The sequence below is a fragment of the Sinobaca sp. TMA16-18 genome, assembly GCF_059510535.1.
In genome coordinates, this window is the sequence record NZ_JCAKFM010000001.1 from 685,352 (window position 1) to 700,352 (window position 15,001).

Below are 15,001 nucleotides of genomic sequence, written 5' to 3' on the forward strand. Positions count from 1 at the left end.
CCTGCTTTGTCAGCGGGCCCGCTTTTATTATTTAGCAGCTATTCGTTTGGACAAGAACCTCTCCATGCGGCTTACTGCGGTTTTCAAAGAATCCATGGAGGTGGCGTAAGAACAGCGGACATAACCTTCGCCGCCTTCTCCGAACACGCTCCCGGGAACAACGGCTACTTTCTCTTCCTTTAAAAGAAGTTCTGCAAATGTTTCTGAATCAAGCCCTGTGTTCTGAATGGAAGGAAAGAGGTAAAAAGCGCCTCCCGGCACATGGCAGTCCAGGCCGATCTCTTTAAATGCTTCTATCATATAATTGCGGCGCTGACGGTAGCTGATGACCATTCGCTTTACGTCATCTTTTCCATCGCGAAGCGCTTCGAGCGCTCCAAACTGCGCTAACGTTGAAGCACACATCATTGTGTACTGATGGATTTTCAGCATCGCTGCCGAAATATCCTCCGGCGCACAGACATACCCTACTCTCCAGCCTGTCATCGCAAATGCTTTGGAAAAGCCGGATATTAATATCGTCCGGTCCCTCATGCCTTCGATTTTTGGAAAACTGCAGTGCTTCGTATCATAGCTGAGCTCCGCGTAGATCTCATCGGAGATGACCATTAAGTCGTGTTCCTTTATGACCGTGGAAAGCTCCAGCAGTTCTGCTTCTTCGAGAATCGTCCCTGTCGGATTGTTTGGAAAGCAGACAATCACGGCTTTCGTTTTCGGCGTAATGGCTTCTTTCAGTTCCGAAGGCATCAGCTTAAACCCGTTTTCTTTTTTCGTCTGCACGGAAACCGGCACTCCCCCCGCAAGGGAAACAATCGGGGCATAGGAAACGAAGCTCGGCTCCACAATGATTACTTCTTCGCCGGGATCTACTATCGCCCGTACGGCAATATCAATCGCTTCACTCGCCCCTACAGTTACAACAATTTCTGATTCCGGATCATAGGGCGTTTTAAAGCGTTCCTGCAGATAACGGGAGATTTCTTGTCTGAGTTCAAGCATGCCGGCGTTGGCAGTGTAAGCCGTATAGCCGCGTTCCATGGAAAGAATACTTGCCTCTCTCACATTCCAGGGTGTGACAAAATCAGGTTCCCCCACCCCTAACGAGATAACATCTTCCATTGTAGAAGCCATGTCAAAAAAGCGTCGGATGCCCGATGGCTTAATGTGCTGCACGTTCTGCGACAGCCGCTGCTTCCGGCCCGTAGTCGATTCCATTATGGAGACACCACGATTCTTTTATCGCCTTCTCGTTTGTCTCCAAACACGATCCCATCATGCTTATACGTCTTCAGCTGAAAGTGGGTGGTGGTGGAAATAACCGAATCGAGCGCAGATAACTTTTCTGATACAAACCTGGCAATCTCTGTCATTCTGCCTGCTTCAATCGTAACCGATAAATCATAGGCACCTGACATTAAGTAAAGTGCTTTCACTTCCGGGAAACGATGAATCCGTTCCGCCACTTCATCAAAGCCTACCCCTCTCTGCGGCGTTACTTTCACATCAATCATCGCCGTCACCCCTTCATAGCGGCGGACTTTGCTCCAGTCAATAACCGTCGAGTAGTTCAGGATAATATTTTCATTTTCAAGCTTTTGAATCACCTGCTCTACTTCTTCTATTGTCATTGCTGTCATTTTCGCAATGGTTTCTATGTCTAATCTTGCATTTCCTTCAAGCAGATGAAGAATTTCCAACTCTTTGTGATCCATGTTCTACACTCCTCCCTGGACTGCTCTAGCTTTATATAGTCTTATAGTTATCGTCTATCATATCATATTTGCCGGATATCCAGCAGTGAAAAAAAGATTAAACTTTCGCATGTTTGGGGAATAGAGGAATATTACGTATAAAAGAAAGGAGCATGTTTTAATGGGCGAAGAAACCCCACACATTCACCAGAAATCCAATACGGCACTGTTAATTATAGATATGATCAACGATCTTGAGTTTCCCGGAGGAGAGGATCTGCTGCCATACGCTTCTAAAGCAGCCGACTGTATTAATGACCTGAAACAACGTGCAAAAGACCAGGGCATCCCGGTTATTTATGTAAACGACAACTATGGCAGATGGCAGAGCGATTTCCGGGAAATCTACGAAGCCTGCGCAGAAGAAGGCAAACGCGGAAGCGGCGTAACGAAAAAAATGAAACCCGCAGACGAAGACTATTTTGTGCTGAAACCTCAGTTCTCCGCTTTTTTTGCCACCCCGCTTGAACTGCTTTTAAACCATCTCGAAACAGACACGCTTATTATGACCGGCGTATCGGGCGATAAATGCATTCATTTTTCGGCGAACGATGCTTATATGCGCTCCTATAATCTGTACATTCCATCTGACTGTATGGCATCAGATGAGGAAGAAAATAATAAGCTGACGCTTGAATTAATGGAAAATGTAAACGGCGCTGATACTACACCGTCCACCGAGCTTTCCCTGGAGAAAATCAGCCGCAGATAACTAGCAGCCTTTTCAAAAAAAGAGACTTTTTCGCAATTGCTGCGAAAAAGTCTCTTTTTATTAAAATACCTGTTCGAGTTCTTTTTTGTCCTGATCCAGCCAGAATCTCATCCATTTCTTAGCGCCTTCCAAATCATGAAGCTTTGCCTGGCCGCACTGAAGCTCCGTTGCTGCCGGTACTTCTTCAATAGGAAGAGCCGCATGCATTGTCTTTTCCAGAATATCAATGAGCTCGGATACTTTAGGCTCTCCGTTCATAATAAGGTAAAAACCGGTCTGACAGCCCATTGGAGAAAGATCAATCACTTCAAAGTGGTCATAGTCTTCTGCAAAATCGCGGATGTTTAACGCAAGCAGGTGTTCGAGCGTATGAATAACCGGCGGCTGCAGATTATCCTTATTCGGCTGGCAGAAACGTATGTCAAATTTATTTACCATACCATCTGTGCCAACCTTTTGAAATCCTGCCTGGCGGACGTACGGTGCTTTTACTTTTGTATGGTCTAGTTCAAAGCTTTCTACTCTTGCCACAATAACACTCCTCTTTTATCTGTTCTTATCCACTCATCATACAATGAATAAAGGGAGATGACAAACATAGCGGCATACAAAAACCGAAGCGGGGCCACCGCTTCGGCTGCTGCATATTACTCTATTGTTTCTCCGCCGTCCAGCTCTTCAATTTCTCCTTCAAGCTTTTCTAAAAGGGCAGCGGCATCTTCTCCGCTGTTTTCTGCGAAAAACTCACGCTGTGGTACAGCAAGCTCGCGGAAAGCATCCCGCTGCTCTTCTGACAGTTCTGTTACCTCCGTCGGCGTATCTTCATTTTCTTCTATGTCTGTTAATAGTTCTTCGTTCAGACGCTCCTGAAGNGTACAGCAAGCTCGCGGAAAGCATCCCGCTGCTCTTCTGACAGTTCTGTTACCTCCGTCGGCGTATCTTCATTTTCTTCTATGTCTGTTAATAGTTCTTCGTTCAGACGCTCCTGAAGGGCGTAGCTTTCGTCACGCATTTCATCGACTGTCTCATCGATCATGCCCTGAATGTCTTCAGGCAGTTCGTTATAAAAATCAGGATTAACCGTGGTCATTGCCACATACGTATTATGGTTGGAAATGGTCATGTAGTCCTGCACTTCGTGATAAGAAGAATCCTGAATAAAGAAGATTGGATTTTCCTGACCGTCGACTGTGCCCTGCTGAAGCGCACCATAGAGGTCTCCTGCACTCATCACTGTCGGATCCGCTCCATATGCTTCATACGAACGCTGGTTTAATGGAGAATCCTGCGTTCTCATACGAAACCCTTCAAAATCTTCCGGCTCCGTTAATTCTCTGCTTCCGGTCCACTGGGTGGCGCCTTCTGTCCAGAAACTGAGTGGAAGTACATTGTTTTCTTCATACAAAGCAGCCAGGTCTTCATTCAAGGCTTCACTTTCGTTTAACAGCTGATGCGTCACTTCCTGATCATCCGGAAGCAGGAATTGAAGCGAGAAGATCTGTCCTTCTTCTACCATCGTTCCTGTAAAGCCCGGCGACACGATTGCAAATTCCACAGCCCCGCTCTGCAGCTGCTCCACCTGATCGACTTCACTGCCCAGTCCGCCAAACTCAAATACATCCATGTTAATACGGCCGTCTGATTTATCGTTCAAACGCTCCGCAAACTCCACGGCATATTCATACTGGACCTGTCCTTCATTTTCCTCTGTTACAAACCGCCAATCGTATGTTTCTTCCCCATCGCCGCCGGCTTCTTCATCACCGCCGCCTCCACATGCTGATAATACGAGTGCTGATACCATTGCTGAACCTGCGAGCCATCCATACTTACTTTTTCTCATTATGTTATTGTCCCCCTTAAGTATAGTAAATAATCTATATTCACTCCCGCTTTACAGCAGGAAAAGTGAAAGTGGTTCAAAAATAATGACAATAATTCCAATAAGCACCATCATGACAATAAACGGAGGTGTTCCACGGATCGTATCCATATAGGATCGGTTGAACACAGCGCTTGCCGTAAATATATCAACACCAAATGGTGGAGTGGCCGAGCCGAGCGCTGCCTGAAACGTAATGACAATGCCAAGATGGATAGGATCAACACCTGCCTGCATGGCAGCCGGGTAAAAAATCGGCGTTAATATAAGAATAACGACGATCGGATCCACAAACATGCACCCGATAAAAAAGAAGATGGCTACAATTAACAGGACGTATATAGGTCCTGGATTGCCGGAAAGAAATGTCTCGGTAATCAGCTGCGGAATTCTTGCAAACTGGATCGCCCAGGCAAACGCCTGGCCGCCCGCTACGAGAATAAAGACAGCCGACGTAACCAGGCCGGTCGATAAAGCTACTTTGGGTATTTCCATGATTTTGATGGAACGGTAGATCACTACTTCAAGCAGAAGAGCATACAATACAGAAACTGCGGCAGCTTCTGTCGGCGTAAAAAATCCTGTGTAGATTCCACCAATAATAATTACCGGAAAAAGCAAAGGCAAAATCGCTTTATATGTAACAACACCGCGTTCTTTCCAACCTATCTTTTCGGCTAACGGAATATTGTTAATTTTCGCATGAATATAGCCGTAAAGAGCAAAACAGAACAAAACCAAAAGGCCGGGACCAATACCTGCAATAAATAAATCGCCTACGGAAGTACCGGAAATTAATGCATAGATGATCATGGCAATACTCGGCGGGATGATAAGCGCCACATCGCTTGCGTTAATAATAAAAGCAATCGCCGTTGAATCCTTGTAGCCTATTTTCAAAAGCCTTTCTCTCATAGGCTTTCCGATCGCTACAACGGTAGCCTGGGTGGAGCCTGAAATAGAACCGAACATGGCACAGGCGGCAGCCGTTGTAATTGCATAGCCTCCGCGCAGGTGGCCGACAAAGGCCCCGATGAAATCCAAAAGCCTGTTTGAAGTGCGTCCTTTTGACATGATGTCAGCTGCGAAGATAAACAGCGGCACAGCCAGCAGGGCATAGTTCGAAATGCCTTCAAGCATCTGCTGGACCATAAAGAATGGTTCCACGTTCGGAAAGAAAAATATGACCACTACCAGCGGAGCAAGGATAAGCGGAATCATCATTGGAAAGCCCAGCATTAGAAATACAAGCATTATTCCAACAAGTGTTAGGATCATTGTGGTTACCTCGCTATCTGCATGAATTAGATGTTCGTGGGTTTTTCCATATCGCTGTCTGAATCATAGTCCTTTCGTTCAGCTGCTAAGTATACTTCTTTGTTTTTAACGTTCACCCAGAAATTTCTAAGAAACTGGATTCCACCAAGTGTAAATCCGAGCGGTGCCCATATGAGCATCCAGTAGTAAGGAAAACGCAGAGCTGAGGTCGTTCTGCCTGAGTTGTAGACAGACATTACATATTGGTACGAATAAAAAGCTAAAATAAATAAAATAATGGCAGTAACAAATGGAATAATCAGAGCCAGTGCTTTTCTTGGCTTATAGGGCATATTATCAAACACTGCTGACATGCTGATGTGGCGCCCCTGCCTGGCGACATAGCTTATCCCCATGAAGGTAGCCATATAAAGAGCAAGCTGGCTGATTTCTTCTGTAAAAGCCCAGCTCCCCATGTTCAGGTTACGGCTGACTGTATTTCCTGCCACCATAACTGTAATAGTAATAATCGATAATGCCAGGATCAGTTCTTCCACTCTTTTCAGCCCAATATCAAGCCACTTAAGTATTTTCATCTGTCATCAACATCCATTCTCTAAGAGTGTACTGATTAATAATTCCCTGATACTTTAGGCTCACTTCTAATAGTAAAAGAACTACTCCTTCTGTTCAAATACCGTCAAAGGGTTTGAAAGCCCGTAAAGAAGGATAAACAGCTGTATGGTGTTAATATCATTGACATTTCTTTGCGTATCTTCTTTTCCTCCTCCTTTCGTCCACTTACTTTGTAAACAGTTTATGAAATTAAGGCATTTATTCTGTGATAGAGAGCCTGTCTGTGATAGGGTGAAAACATAGGGCATGCGCAGACTATAAATATTTTGTGCCAATAGTATTTATATTTATCTGGTAACGAATTAATCCTCCTGCGATTATTTCTATCCTATAATAAGTTAGTTAAATGATCACACGGCTTGTCATATTATGTACTAAAGTTTCCTAATTCCTTTGTGTTTTTCGCATCTATAAAGGTTTTTGTAATTATACCAATTTTCCGAAAAATATAAAAGAATTAGTTCTTTAAAACTAATTTATGACATCTTTTACTTTTTTTATTTTATATTAGAAAAGTATAAGCAGCCCTGAATCATTTCCAGCTTCTCTGCGTGCTGCCGCTGAAAACAGGATTCACTGCTCAACGAAAGAAAACGAATGGAAAGGAAGATCATATTACATGGAAATTATAAATAACTTTCCATTATGGGTAGCTTTGTTCTCTATCCTTTTTGCCCAGGGCATTAAAATTCCCCTGGCGTTTATTGCATCAAAAAGATGGGATATGACTTTAATCACGAGTACGGGAGGAATGCCGAGTTCACACTCTGCGGCAGTTACCTCCGTCTGTACGGCTATCGGTCTTGAACAAGGATTTGACTCTTCCCTGTTTGCCGTCTGTACCATTTTTGGTGTAATCGTGATGTTTGACGCAACCGGCGTCCGCCGTCATGCCGGCTACCACGCGACGATGATTAATCAGCTTGTCGTAGACTTTAACAAATTTGTTACTGAAGCACGCACGTGGCAGAAAAAAGAAGAAACGGAAAAACGCGAAGAATTAAAAGAACTGCTCGGCCACCAGCCGGTAGAAGTATTCTTTGGCGCGCTTCTCGGTATTCTTATTGCTTACTTTGCCAATATGTACTTTATCGGATCCTAAAAAGGCAGGTGCACATTATGACCCGAATTGTTTCTTTATGTCCAAGCAGCACGGAAGTAGCGGCCTATCTTGCCCTGACCCCGAATCTTGTCGGCGTTGATTCCTATTCTGACTGGCCCGAAGAAGTGAAAGCTCTTCCCGATCTCGGTCCGGATCTTTCCATTGATATGGATGCGGTCATGGAGCTCAAGCCGGACGTAGTACTTGCATCTCATAGTGTACCCGGTATGGAAAAGAATACGCAGGAAATGGACAAAAGAGGCATTTCCTACGTGTTAACATCTCCCAACACGCTGGAAGATGTTCTCGATGATTTGATGATTATTGGAGAAGCTACCGGAACGGTTGAAAAAGCAAAAGCAGTAATTGATGCCTGCCGCCGGATAATGGATACATACCGTGAACTTGCTTCCGAATGCCATCCTTCCAGACTTTACTGGGAATGGTGGCCAAAGCCCCCTTTCACGCCGGGCGGCGGCAATTGGCTTACAGAAATCAGCGCGCTGGCAGGTGCTGAAAATATCTTTGCCGATAAAGAAGAAGCCAGTGTTAAAACGACCTGGGAAGAAATCCAGCAGCGGGATCCGGATCGGATCTGCCTTGCCTGGGTGGGTGTTCCCTTTGATAAAGTAAAACCGGATTTGTTGAAGAAAAGAGAAGGATGGCCGTCTATGAAAGCTATGACAGACGACCGCATCCACGTTCTTCCTGAGCCGCTTTACTGTCGTCCCTCTCCGCGTCTTTTTACCGGGATGGCTGAACTGGCCTATCTTCTGCATCCGGATGTTTTTCCCGAACCGTTGTCCTCGGATGTACTGCTTTATCCATAAGAGAATCGCTTCATACAAAAAGCCGCGCCTCGGAAGGAGCGGCTTTTTGTATCTAAAACATCTGGTATCCTCTGACTCTCAGCATACGAATCGCTATTCCGGCAACAACGGCACCGATAAAGCCGCTCGATAAAATGAGATAATCCACAATCTGCAAAGAGAGCAGCTGTCCACCCAACTGGGAAAAAGAAGCTGCCGGTGCAGAGAAGTAACTCCAGATTCCTAAACTATCCACTATCCATACTACGATAAGCGGATAGACTATCGCCATCACCCACGTAGACCGTAAAATCATATTCAGCAGAAAACCAATGCCAAAAAACAGCAGTAAAAACAGCATCATTGAAATAATAAGCTGCGGGAGGCTTCCGATTCCTGTCATTTCCCATACCCCCTGTATTGATCACGCTTACACAGGCGGAGAAAAACCGGAAATACCGTTTCAGCGGTATTTCCAGCTGTTCTGCCCTGAATAATGTTTAGAATGGGTTTTTCCCCTTTTTGAGTACGAGGGCCGGTCCGCCCAGGATCCATAAATAACGATTATCAATCATTTTTTTCATGAAGTTGGCGGAACTGCCAAATACTTTGCGTTTTCCAATTACACCGATGGCTTCTTTGCCGCCAAGGGAGGCTACGGTACCTTTAATTTCCGGCTTGAATTCTTCAAGCGGCTTATTATTAATTAACGCATTCAGGTTATTGGCTACTGTCACAGCCTGCTGCATAGCAATCTGTGCAGTCGGCGGATAAGGACGCTCGGTTTCCTCATTAATCATAAGTGAACAGTCTCCAATAATAAACACGTTCTCATGCCCGGGAGCACGAAGGTCTTTATCTACTTTTACGCGGCCGCGCATATTTTCAAAACCGGATTTTTCGATAACCGGATTTCCACGGACACCGGTAGCCCAAACAACAGTAGACGCTTTAACGTCTTCTCCGTTTTTAAGGACAAGCCCTTCTGCCGTTACTTCTGAGATAGGCGTATTAATTTTGAATTCCACTCCGCGGTTTTCAAGCAGGTTCATCGCATACTCTACGAGCTCCGGATCAAATCCGGGAAGAGCTGTCGGTGCAGCCTCTACGACATACATTTTAATTTTATTCATCGGGATATCATATTTTTTGCTTAGTTCCGGAATGCGTTCGCTTAATTCACCAATAAATTCCATACCGGTAAACCCGGCTCCGGCTACAGCAAATGATAAATCTGCTTCTTTAGGCTCTGGATCGTTATTGTATTTGGAGAACATAAATTCAATATGGTCTTTAATCTGGCGCGCTCCATTAAGTGTCCATTTGCTGTATGCGTGTTCAAAAACGCCCTCTACACCAAACGTCTCCGGCACCGCTCCCAAACCTGTAACAATATAATCGTAATCAGCGCTTCCAGTGTTTTTAAGCACTACTTTGTTTTCCGCTGGTTTAATTTCTACTACTTCATCTTGAATAAAGTTGATTTTTGTTGTATCTAAAACGTCTTTAATGTTCATCCGTGTGCGGTCCGGATGCAGCGTTCCTGCGGCCGGCTCATGAAGCCACGTCGTCTGGTAATGATAGTCGTGCTTGCTTATTAATGTTACATTGGCCTGATTGCGGTCAATTTTTTTGAAAATTTTTGCTGCCGTAACCATTCCGGCGTACCCTGCACCTAAAATAAGAATATTTGGCTTTCCTGCCATGGTATGTCACTCCCTAGAGAATATAATTTATGTTTATAAGTGTGTTTGTGATCTATTTCACGTTCAGATACGCAGAAATATTCTTGTTGTCTATAGGACCAGACTCTTTCATAGCAAAAGCATGAAAAAGTCGTAAAATATTCACAAATCTCATTATTAATGATATTGGTTTTAATCGCATATTTCAACCTTTTTTTACGGCTTTTCTCTTTTTATTACAGCGCTTTCCATACATTTCCCCCAAATAATATGCAGGACTTTTAAAAAAGGACTTGATATGCGTATAATAGAGGTAGTTTTCTCAGCATAATTTGGAGGTAGATAACGTGGCACTTGAGCAGGACATATATGATATAACCATTATCGGCGGAGGGCCGACCGGTCTTTTCACAGCATTCTACGGGGGAATGCGTCAGTCAAAAGTAAAAATTATTGAAAGCATGCCCCAGCTTGGAGGACAGCTTTCGGCTCTTTATCCTGAAAAATATATATATGATGTAGCAGGTTTCCCAAAAATCCGGGCACAGGAACTTGTCGACAACTTAATTGAGCAGATGACACCATTTGGTCCCAAGGTCGTATTGGAACAATCGGTGGAAAATGTAATCAAAGTAAATGACGATATTATAGAACTGCATACAGACAAAGAAATTCATTATACAAAAACCATTATTATTACAGCCGGCGTCGGTGCATTCCAGCCCCGCCGGCTTCAGGTGGACGGAGCAGATCCTTATGAAAAAGGAAACCTGCACTACTTCATTAACGATCTGCAGACGTTTGCAGACGAAAAAGTGATGATTCTCGGCGGCGGCGATTCCGCTGTAGATTGGGCTAACATGCTTGACCCTATCTCAGAAGTAAAGCTTGTTCACCGTCGTGCTAAGTTCCGTGCACATGAACACAGCGTGGAGCAGCTTGAACAGTCTGATGTAGAAGTGATGACTCCCTACCAGGTAACCGCCATCCACGGAGACGGAAAAAAGATCCAGCAGGTAGAACTCCAGGAAGTAAAAGGAGAAGAAAAATTACTGGTGGATGTGGATTCCCTTATCGTTAACTATGGTTTCGTTTCCTCTCTCGGTCCTATTAAAGAATGGGGACTTGATATTGAAAAGAATACGATTAAGGTGAACAGCCGTATGGAAACGAATATTCCAGGCATCTACGCCGCAGGCGACGTTGCCACTTACGACGGCAAAGTAAAGCTTATTGCGACCGGCTTCGGTGAAGCACCGACAGCCGTGAATAATGCGAAAGCGTACCTTGACCCTGACGCAAAGCTGCAGCCGGGCCACAGCTCCCACATGTTTTAAAAAACAGCATAAATCAAGCCCTCCGGTTATATGAGCCGGGGGGCTTTTTGTTTCATATTAAATGAGCTGATCTGCAAAAATCTCCAGCCGCTCGATCCATTCACTCTTTGCTGCTTCATCCCTGCTGTAAGGGTTGTTTACATCTACTTTAATTTCAATTTCTATGTTGTTCCCGTATCCTGCCGTAAGGCCTCTGAATAATTTCTGACCCCAGTCATAATATTCATTTTTCATTTCCGGTCCTTTGTAATACATTTCTTTATATAGATGGTCCGGCAGTACTTTTCTGCTGACTGTATACGAGCCTACCAGCGGCAGGGCCGTTTTTTCACATGCAATTGTGTATTTGTATAATGCTCTCGTACGGGATTCAAACTCCAGTACCTCCAGAACATCTTCCCTGCTTTCCCAACGCTCTACGAGAATACTGCCGCTTTTGAGGCGGGGCTTAATAAACTGGCTGCACCCATTAATAAAATAATTCAACTTCTGTTTTTCTTCTTCTTCATTCGAGCTGCACTCCGCAAGCTCCATTTTTAAATTCTCTATAATTTGATTGATTTCCATAGACTATCACTCCCTCTGTATGCTTAAACAGTAGGCTACCAGGCAAAAAAAGTCAATAAATTCTGACATCTTAAACAAAAGAAAAACTCTCTCCGTTTTCAACGAAGAAAGCTCTTATCAACCTGTTAACAATCTTCCGGTGTGCCGGCTTTCGTTGCTGTGCGGAAAGATGATCCGCAGCCGCACGACGCAATCGCATTTGGATTGTCGATCGTAAAACCGCCGCCCATCATGTTTTGTTTGTAGTCGATGACTACTCCATCCAGAATTGGGGCGCTTTCTTTATCTACAATAACGTCGAGTCCACTGATCTGGAGCACGTCGTCTTCTTCTTCTTTAACGGAATCAAATCCCATTCCATATGAAAGCCCGCTGCATCCGCCGCCTTTAACACCTACACGGAGCATAAGGTTTGTATCTTCTTCTTCCTGCATCATCTCTTTAACGCGAGCCGCAGCTGGTTCTGTAATATTAAGCATAGTATATATCCTCCTTTAAGGAATAGTTGCTGTCCTTTAAGAAAATTATATATGCTATAGCCTGTAAATTCAAATGATCTGGAAGGAGACCGATCTTTGAACAACAGCAGCCGGTGGATCCAATTCCATAAGCATGTTATGATGCCTGTCGAGCTTTTCGCTGTAATATAGTACAAGTGGATGGCTAAATCCATACGTGGAAGCGGCATTCATCATCTTTACACGAAGTTCTTCGATTCTTTTTTCATTTTGCTCTGCTGTTATCTGCATAACGAGTCTCCTTTTTTTATTTGGCAATAGCATATCTATTTATTTCTTCAATTATATGTCAATTACCAATTTAAAACAATAAATAGATGATTACCATTTGATTAAATTTATTTCAAATCAGTTCTCTTTAATTTACTAATTCCAGGATGTATAATGGAAATTGCAGCTATATTAAGTATATATTTTCAAAGCAGGATAACTTGTTAGGTTTTATATAGTATACTTTTTCAGAGTCAAGTAGAGACAAGAGGATTTAGAAAGGGATGATGGATGTGCCTGTAACATTAAACACGGACGTACGAATGAAAGAAATCATTGAAAAAGTCAATCATGGGCAGCGCTTGTCTATTGATGACGGGCTCCACCTATACAACACCACGGACCTGCTCACCGTAGCCCAGCTGGCAAACCAGGTAAATGAGCAGAGAAATGGAAATAATGTATATTTTATAGAAAATATGTACATTAATCCAACAAATGTATGTGAAGCAAGCTGCAGCTTCTGCGGCTTCAAACGAAAGCCCGGCGAAGAAGGCGCGTATACGATGCATGAAGAAGAGCTTCTTGAGTATGTAGAAAAACGCTGGAACGATAACATCCGCGAATTTCATATTGTCGGCGGCCATAACGTAGAAGTCGGCTTTGAGTATTATGTAAATACGGTCCGCACGCTTAAGAAACACTATCCTTCGGCTTCCATTAAAGCATATACCGGCGCAGAAATTGAATTTTTCTCCAGAATCTCCGGGCTGTCTATGCGAGAAGTGCTTCAGGAGCTTATGGATGCCGGGCTGGACACTCTTCCAGGCGGCGGCGCTGAAATACTAACAGAGCGGTACAGAGCCAAAATGAGCCCGGACAAGGCCTCTACAGATGAATGGCTCGAAGCACATGAGATTGCACATGACCTTGGGATGAAAACCCATGCTACAATGCTCTATGGTTCGATTGATACGTTTGAAGAGCGCTTAATTCATATGGACAGGCTCCGTCAGCTTCAGGATAAAACTAACGGATTTATGGTATTTATCCCGCTTGCGATGCAGCCGAAAAAAGTTGGAGCCGGCTTAAACCGGAGAACGTCTGCTTATGACGACATGCGTACGATTGCCATCTCCCGCCTGATGCTTGATAACTTTGACCATATTAAAGCATACTGGATTAATATTGGTCCTCAGCTTACTCAGATGGCCCTTACATTTGGATCCGATGATATACACGGTACGCTTATTGAAGAAAGAATCTCCCACTCTGTCGGCGCCCTTACTTCTCAGGGATTAACAAGAAAAGAACTTGTCCACCTGATCAAAGGAGCAAACAAGCAGCCGATTGAACGCGATACCTTCTACAACGAAATTAAAAGATATTAACACCACAAAAAAATAGACCCTACCGGGGTCTATTTTTTAATGTGCCTTCGCAGATCGTTTCCGCTGCACCATTCATCGTAATATGACCGTCCCGCTGCCAGGTAATATATAAATCCCCCCCCGGCAGATGTACGGTAATTTCTTTGTTCTTCTGCATCTTTCCGTTTAAAATGGCTGCTGCGACGGCGGCACAGGCTCCAGTCCCGCAGGCCTGAGTCTCGCCGGATCCGCGCTCCCATACCCGGAAATTCATTTCTGTTTCAGACAGAATCTGTACAAACTCCACGTTAGCTCGTTCCGGGAAGCATTCGTGCTTTTCCAGCATAGGTCCAAGCGTAAGAACAGGAGCTTCCTTTGTATCATCTACAAACAGCACGGCATGCGGATTTCCCATCGATAATGCCGTTACTTCAAAGCTGGTACCGCCGGCTTCCAGCAGTTCCCGGACTGCTTCACTTTCCGGATCACCGGCCAGCATCGGAATATGTTTCTTCTGCAGCCGCGGCTTTCCCATATCAATTGTCACCATATCAACAATCGATTTAGAATGATCTGGATGGACAGTAGCTTTTACCGTACCGCCTTTTGTTTCAATCGTAAACCGTTCATTATCTACATATTTTTTTTCGAATACGTATTTCGCTGTGCAGCGAAGGCCATTGCCGCAGGTCATTGCCTCCGATCCGTCGGCGTTAAATATTCTCATCCGGGCGTCTTCGGTACGGGACGGTTCAATAAGAATTAACCCGTCCGCGCCTATTCCCCTGTTTTTATCGGACACATAAACCGCCAGTTCGCTCAGGCTTCTTTCTTCCAGTTCTTCTTCAAATAAATCAATATAAATATAGCTGTTGCCCAGTCCGTGCATCTTTGTAAACTTCATCGTCCTGCTCCCCTCAGTTTATCCTCTGTCCAGAAATAATCTTCGTCTGCTTGTATGATGACCATCCGCGTTAAACAGCACGGCATAATAAGAGGTGTTTTTATTTCCTCCAGCGCTCTTTGCAGATTTCCTTTAGTTAAGTGTGTTAATACATTTTCCTGACCACAGTAAGGGCATTCCTGTACGTAAATATCGTCTCCCATTTTTTCGTACGGCCATGTATTTTCGAATGTTAGAAATACCATACCTGGTCTCCTTCCA

At 44.3% G+C, this 15,001-nt stretch carries 18 protein-coding genes; 5 read left to right on the top strand and 13 right to left on the bottom strand.

The annotated features are described in order from the left end of the window. Positions 1 to 27 precede the first annotated feature (27 nt). On the bottom strand, positions 28 to 1,215 hold the full coding sequence (locus tag AC5W14_RS03470; RefSeq protein ID WP_496059003.1) for an aminotransferase: 1,188 nt from the start codon (positions 1,213 to 1,215) through the stop codon (positions 28 to 30). Continuing rightward, positions 1,215 to 1,712, bottom strand: coding sequence for an Lrp/AsnC family transcriptional regulator (locus AC5W14_RS03475; protein ID WP_496193666.1), 498 nt, complete (start codon positions 1,710 to 1,712; stop codon positions 1,215 to 1,217). Before AC5W14_RS03475 ends, AC5W14_RS03470 begins: the two co-directional genes overlap by 1 nt. 160 nt (positions 1,713 to 1,872) lie before the next feature. On the opposite strand from AC5W14_RS03475, the gene AC5W14_RS03480 reads away from it, so the two are divergent. After that, positions 1,873 to 2,463: a cysteine hydrolase family protein gene (locus AC5W14_RS03480; protein WP_496193667.1), complete on the top strand. Its 591-nt coding sequence runs from the start codon at positions 1,873 to 1,875 to the stop codon at positions 2,461 to 2,463. Between the two features lie 60 nt (positions 2,464 to 2,523). Here AC5W14_RS03480 and AC5W14_RS03485 read toward each other — a convergent pair whose 3' ends face one another. The 4 genes from AC5W14_RS03485 to AC5W14_RS03500 all read right to left on the bottom strand — a co-directional run bounded on the left by AC5W14_RS03485 (position 2,524) and on the right by AC5W14_RS03500 (position 6,198). After that, a complete protein-coding gene (locus AC5W14_RS03485) occupies positions 2,524 to 2,994 on the bottom strand; it encodes an S-ribosylhomocysteine lyase (RefSeq protein WP_496059000.1) in 471 nt (156 codons plus the stop codon). A gap of 325 nt (positions 2,995 to 3,319) precedes the next feature. Next, positions 3,320 to 4,306, bottom strand: coding sequence for a TRAP transporter substrate-binding protein DctP (gene dctP, locus AC5W14_RS03490; protein WP_496193668.1), 987 nt, complete (start codon positions 4,304 to 4,306; stop codon positions 3,320 to 3,322). Positions 4,307 to 4,357: 51 nt separating this feature from the next. After that, positions 4,358 to 5,623, bottom strand: a complete 1,266-nt coding sequence (locus AC5W14_RS03495) for a TRAP transporter large permease (protein WP_496058998.1) — start codon at positions 5,621 to 5,623, stop codon at positions 4,358 to 4,360. A 26-nt stretch (positions 5,624 to 5,649) separates the two neighbouring features. After that, positions 5,650 to 6,198: a TRAP transporter small permease gene (locus AC5W14_RS03500; RefSeq protein WP_496058997.1), complete on the bottom strand. Its 549-nt coding sequence runs from the start codon at positions 6,196 to 6,198 to the stop codon at positions 5,650 to 5,652. A gap of 659 nt (positions 6,199 to 6,857) precedes the next feature. Here AC5W14_RS03500 and AC5W14_RS03505 point away from each other — a divergent pair. Both AC5W14_RS03505 and AC5W14_RS03510 read left to right on the top strand, forming a co-directional pair. Next, complete coding sequence (locus AC5W14_RS03505; RefSeq protein ID WP_496058996.1) at positions 6,858 to 7,340, top strand: divergent PAP2 family protein; 483 nt, start codon at positions 6,858 to 6,860, stop codon at positions 7,338 to 7,340. Between the two features lie 17 nt (positions 7,341 to 7,357). Beyond that, entirely contained in the window at positions 7,358 to 8,170 is an 813-nt protein-coding gene (locus AC5W14_RS03510) for a cobalamin-binding protein (protein ID WP_496193669.1), read from the top strand. Between the two features lie 52 nt (positions 8,171 to 8,222). On the opposite strand, the gene AC5W14_RS03515 is transcribed toward AC5W14_RS03510, so the two are convergent. Together AC5W14_RS03515 and AC5W14_RS03520 are read right to left on the bottom strand one after the other, a co-directional pair. Next, entirely contained in the window at positions 8,223 to 8,552 is a 330-nt protein-coding gene (locus AC5W14_RS03515; protein WP_496193670.1) for a YuiB family protein, read from the bottom strand. 97 nt (positions 8,553 to 8,649) lie between these two features. Then, on the bottom strand, positions 8,650 to 9,855 hold the full coding sequence (locus tag AC5W14_RS03520) for an NAD(P)/FAD-dependent oxidoreductase (protein WP_496058993.1): 1,206 nt from the start codon (positions 9,853 to 9,855) through the stop codon (positions 8,650 to 8,652). Positions 9,856 to 10,181: 326 nt separating this feature from the next. Here AC5W14_RS03520 and AC5W14_RS03525 point away from each other — a divergent pair, with 326 nt between their 5' ends. After that, positions 10,182 to 11,171 (top strand): NAD(P)/FAD-dependent oxidoreductase, encoded by a 990-nt coding sequence (locus AC5W14_RS03525; protein ID WP_496058992.1) that lies wholly within the window; start codon positions 10,182 to 10,184, stop codon positions 11,169 to 11,171. Between the two features lie 57 nt (positions 11,172 to 11,228). Here the strand turns inward: AC5W14_RS03525 and AC5W14_RS03530 are convergent, their stop codons facing one another. The 3 genes from AC5W14_RS03530 to AC5W14_RS03540 all read right to left on the bottom strand — a co-directional run bounded on the left by AC5W14_RS03530 (position 11,229) and on the right by AC5W14_RS03540 (position 12,487). After that, the gene (locus tag AC5W14_RS03530; protein WP_496058991.1) at positions 11,229 to 11,738 is read right to left on the bottom strand and encodes a hypothetical protein; all 510 of its coding nucleotides are present in this window, start codon (positions 11,736 to 11,738) and stop codon (positions 11,229 to 11,231) included. Positions 11,739 to 11,863: 125 nt separating this feature from the next. After that, the gene (locus tag AC5W14_RS03535) at positions 11,864 to 12,217 is read right to left on the bottom strand and encodes a HesB/IscA family protein (protein WP_496058990.1); all 354 of its coding nucleotides are present in this window, start codon (positions 12,215 to 12,217) and stop codon (positions 11,864 to 11,866) included. A 69-nt stretch (positions 12,218 to 12,286) separates the two neighbouring features. Further along, positions 12,287 to 12,487: a Spo0E family sporulation regulatory protein-aspartic acid phosphatase gene (locus AC5W14_RS03540; RefSeq protein WP_496058989.1), complete on the bottom strand. Its 201-nt coding sequence runs from the start codon at positions 12,485 to 12,487 to the stop codon at positions 12,287 to 12,289. Between the two features lie 263 nt (positions 12,488 to 12,750). On the opposite strand from AC5W14_RS03540, the gene mqnE reads away from it, so the two are divergent. Then, entirely contained in the window at positions 12,751 to 13,857 is a 1,107-nt protein-coding gene (gene mqnE / locus AC5W14_RS03545) for an aminofutalosine synthase MqnE (RefSeq protein ID WP_496058988.1), read from the top strand. 19 nt (positions 13,858 to 13,876) lie between these two features. Here the strand turns inward: mqnE and dapF are convergent, their stop codons facing one another. After that, entirely contained in the window at positions 13,877 to 14,740 is an 864-nt protein-coding gene (dapF, locus tag AC5W14_RS03550) for a diaminopimelate epimerase (RefSeq protein ID WP_496193671.1), read from the bottom strand. Continuing rightward, a complete protein-coding gene (locus AC5W14_RS03555) occupies positions 14,737 to 14,985 on the bottom strand; it encodes a hypothetical protein (protein ID WP_496058986.1) in 249 nt (82 codons plus the stop codon). The genes dapF and AC5W14_RS03555 overlap by 4 nt, the downstream gene beginning before the upstream one ends. Positions 14,986 to 15,001: the final 16 nt, after the last annotated feature.

Bases quoted from the DNA above. Each gene is read 5' to 3' on its own strand.
- AC5W14_RS03470 (WP_496059003.1), bottom strand. From the start codon at position 1,215: ATGGAATCGACTACGGGCCGGAAGCAGCGGCTGTCGCAGAACGTGCAG.
- AC5W14_RS03475 (WP_496193666.1), bottom strand. From the start codon at position 1,712: ATGGATCACAAAGAGTTGGAAATTCTTCATCTGCTTGAAGGAAATGCA.
- AC5W14_RS03480 (WP_496193667.1), top strand. From the start codon at position 1,873: ATGGGCGAAGAAACCCCACACATTCACCAGAAATCCAATACGGCACTG.
- AC5W14_RS03495 (WP_496058998.1), bottom strand. From the start codon at position 5,623: ATGATCCTAACACTTGTTGGAATAATGCTTGTATTTCTAATGCTGGGC.
- AC5W14_RS03500 (WP_496058997.1), bottom strand. From the start codon at position 6,198: ATGAAAATACTTAAGTGGCTTGATATTGGGCTGAAAAGAGTGGAAGAA.
- AC5W14_RS03505 (WP_496058996.1), top strand. From the start codon at position 6,858: ATGGAAATTATAAATAACTTTCCATTATGGGTAGCTTTGTTCTCTATC.
- AC5W14_RS03510 (WP_496193669.1), top strand. From the start codon at position 7,358: ATGACCCGAATTGTTTCTTTATGTCCAAGCAGCACGGAAGTAGCGGCC.
- AC5W14_RS03515 (WP_496193670.1), bottom strand. From the start codon at position 8,552: ATGACAGGAATCGGAAGCCTCCCGCAGCTTATTATTTCAATGATGCTG.
- AC5W14_RS03520 (WP_496058993.1), bottom strand. From the start codon at position 9,855: ATGGCAGGAAAGCCAAATATTCTTATTTTAGGTGCAGGGTACGCCGGA.
- AC5W14_RS03530 (WP_496058991.1), bottom strand. From the start codon at position 11,738: ATGGAAATCAATCAAATTATAGAGAATTTAAAAATGGAGCTTGCGGAG.
- AC5W14_RS03535 (WP_496058990.1), bottom strand. From the start codon at position 12,217: ATGCTTAATATTACAGAACCAGCTGCGGCTCGCGTTAAAGAGATGATG.
- AC5W14_RS03540 (WP_496058989.1), bottom strand. From the start codon at position 12,487: ATGCAGATAACAGCAGAGCAAAATGAAAAAAGAATCGAAGAACTTCGT.
- mqnE (WP_496058988.1), top strand. From the start codon at position 12,751: ATGATGGATGTGCCTGTAACATTAAACACGGACGTACGAATGAAAGAA.
- dapF (WP_496193671.1), bottom strand. From the start codon at position 14,740: ATGAAGTTTACAAAGATGCACGGACTGGGCAACAGCTATATTTATATT.
- AC5W14_RS03555 (WP_496058986.1), bottom strand. From the start codon at position 14,985: ATGGTATTTCTAACATTCGAAAATACATGGCCGTACGAAAAAATGGGA.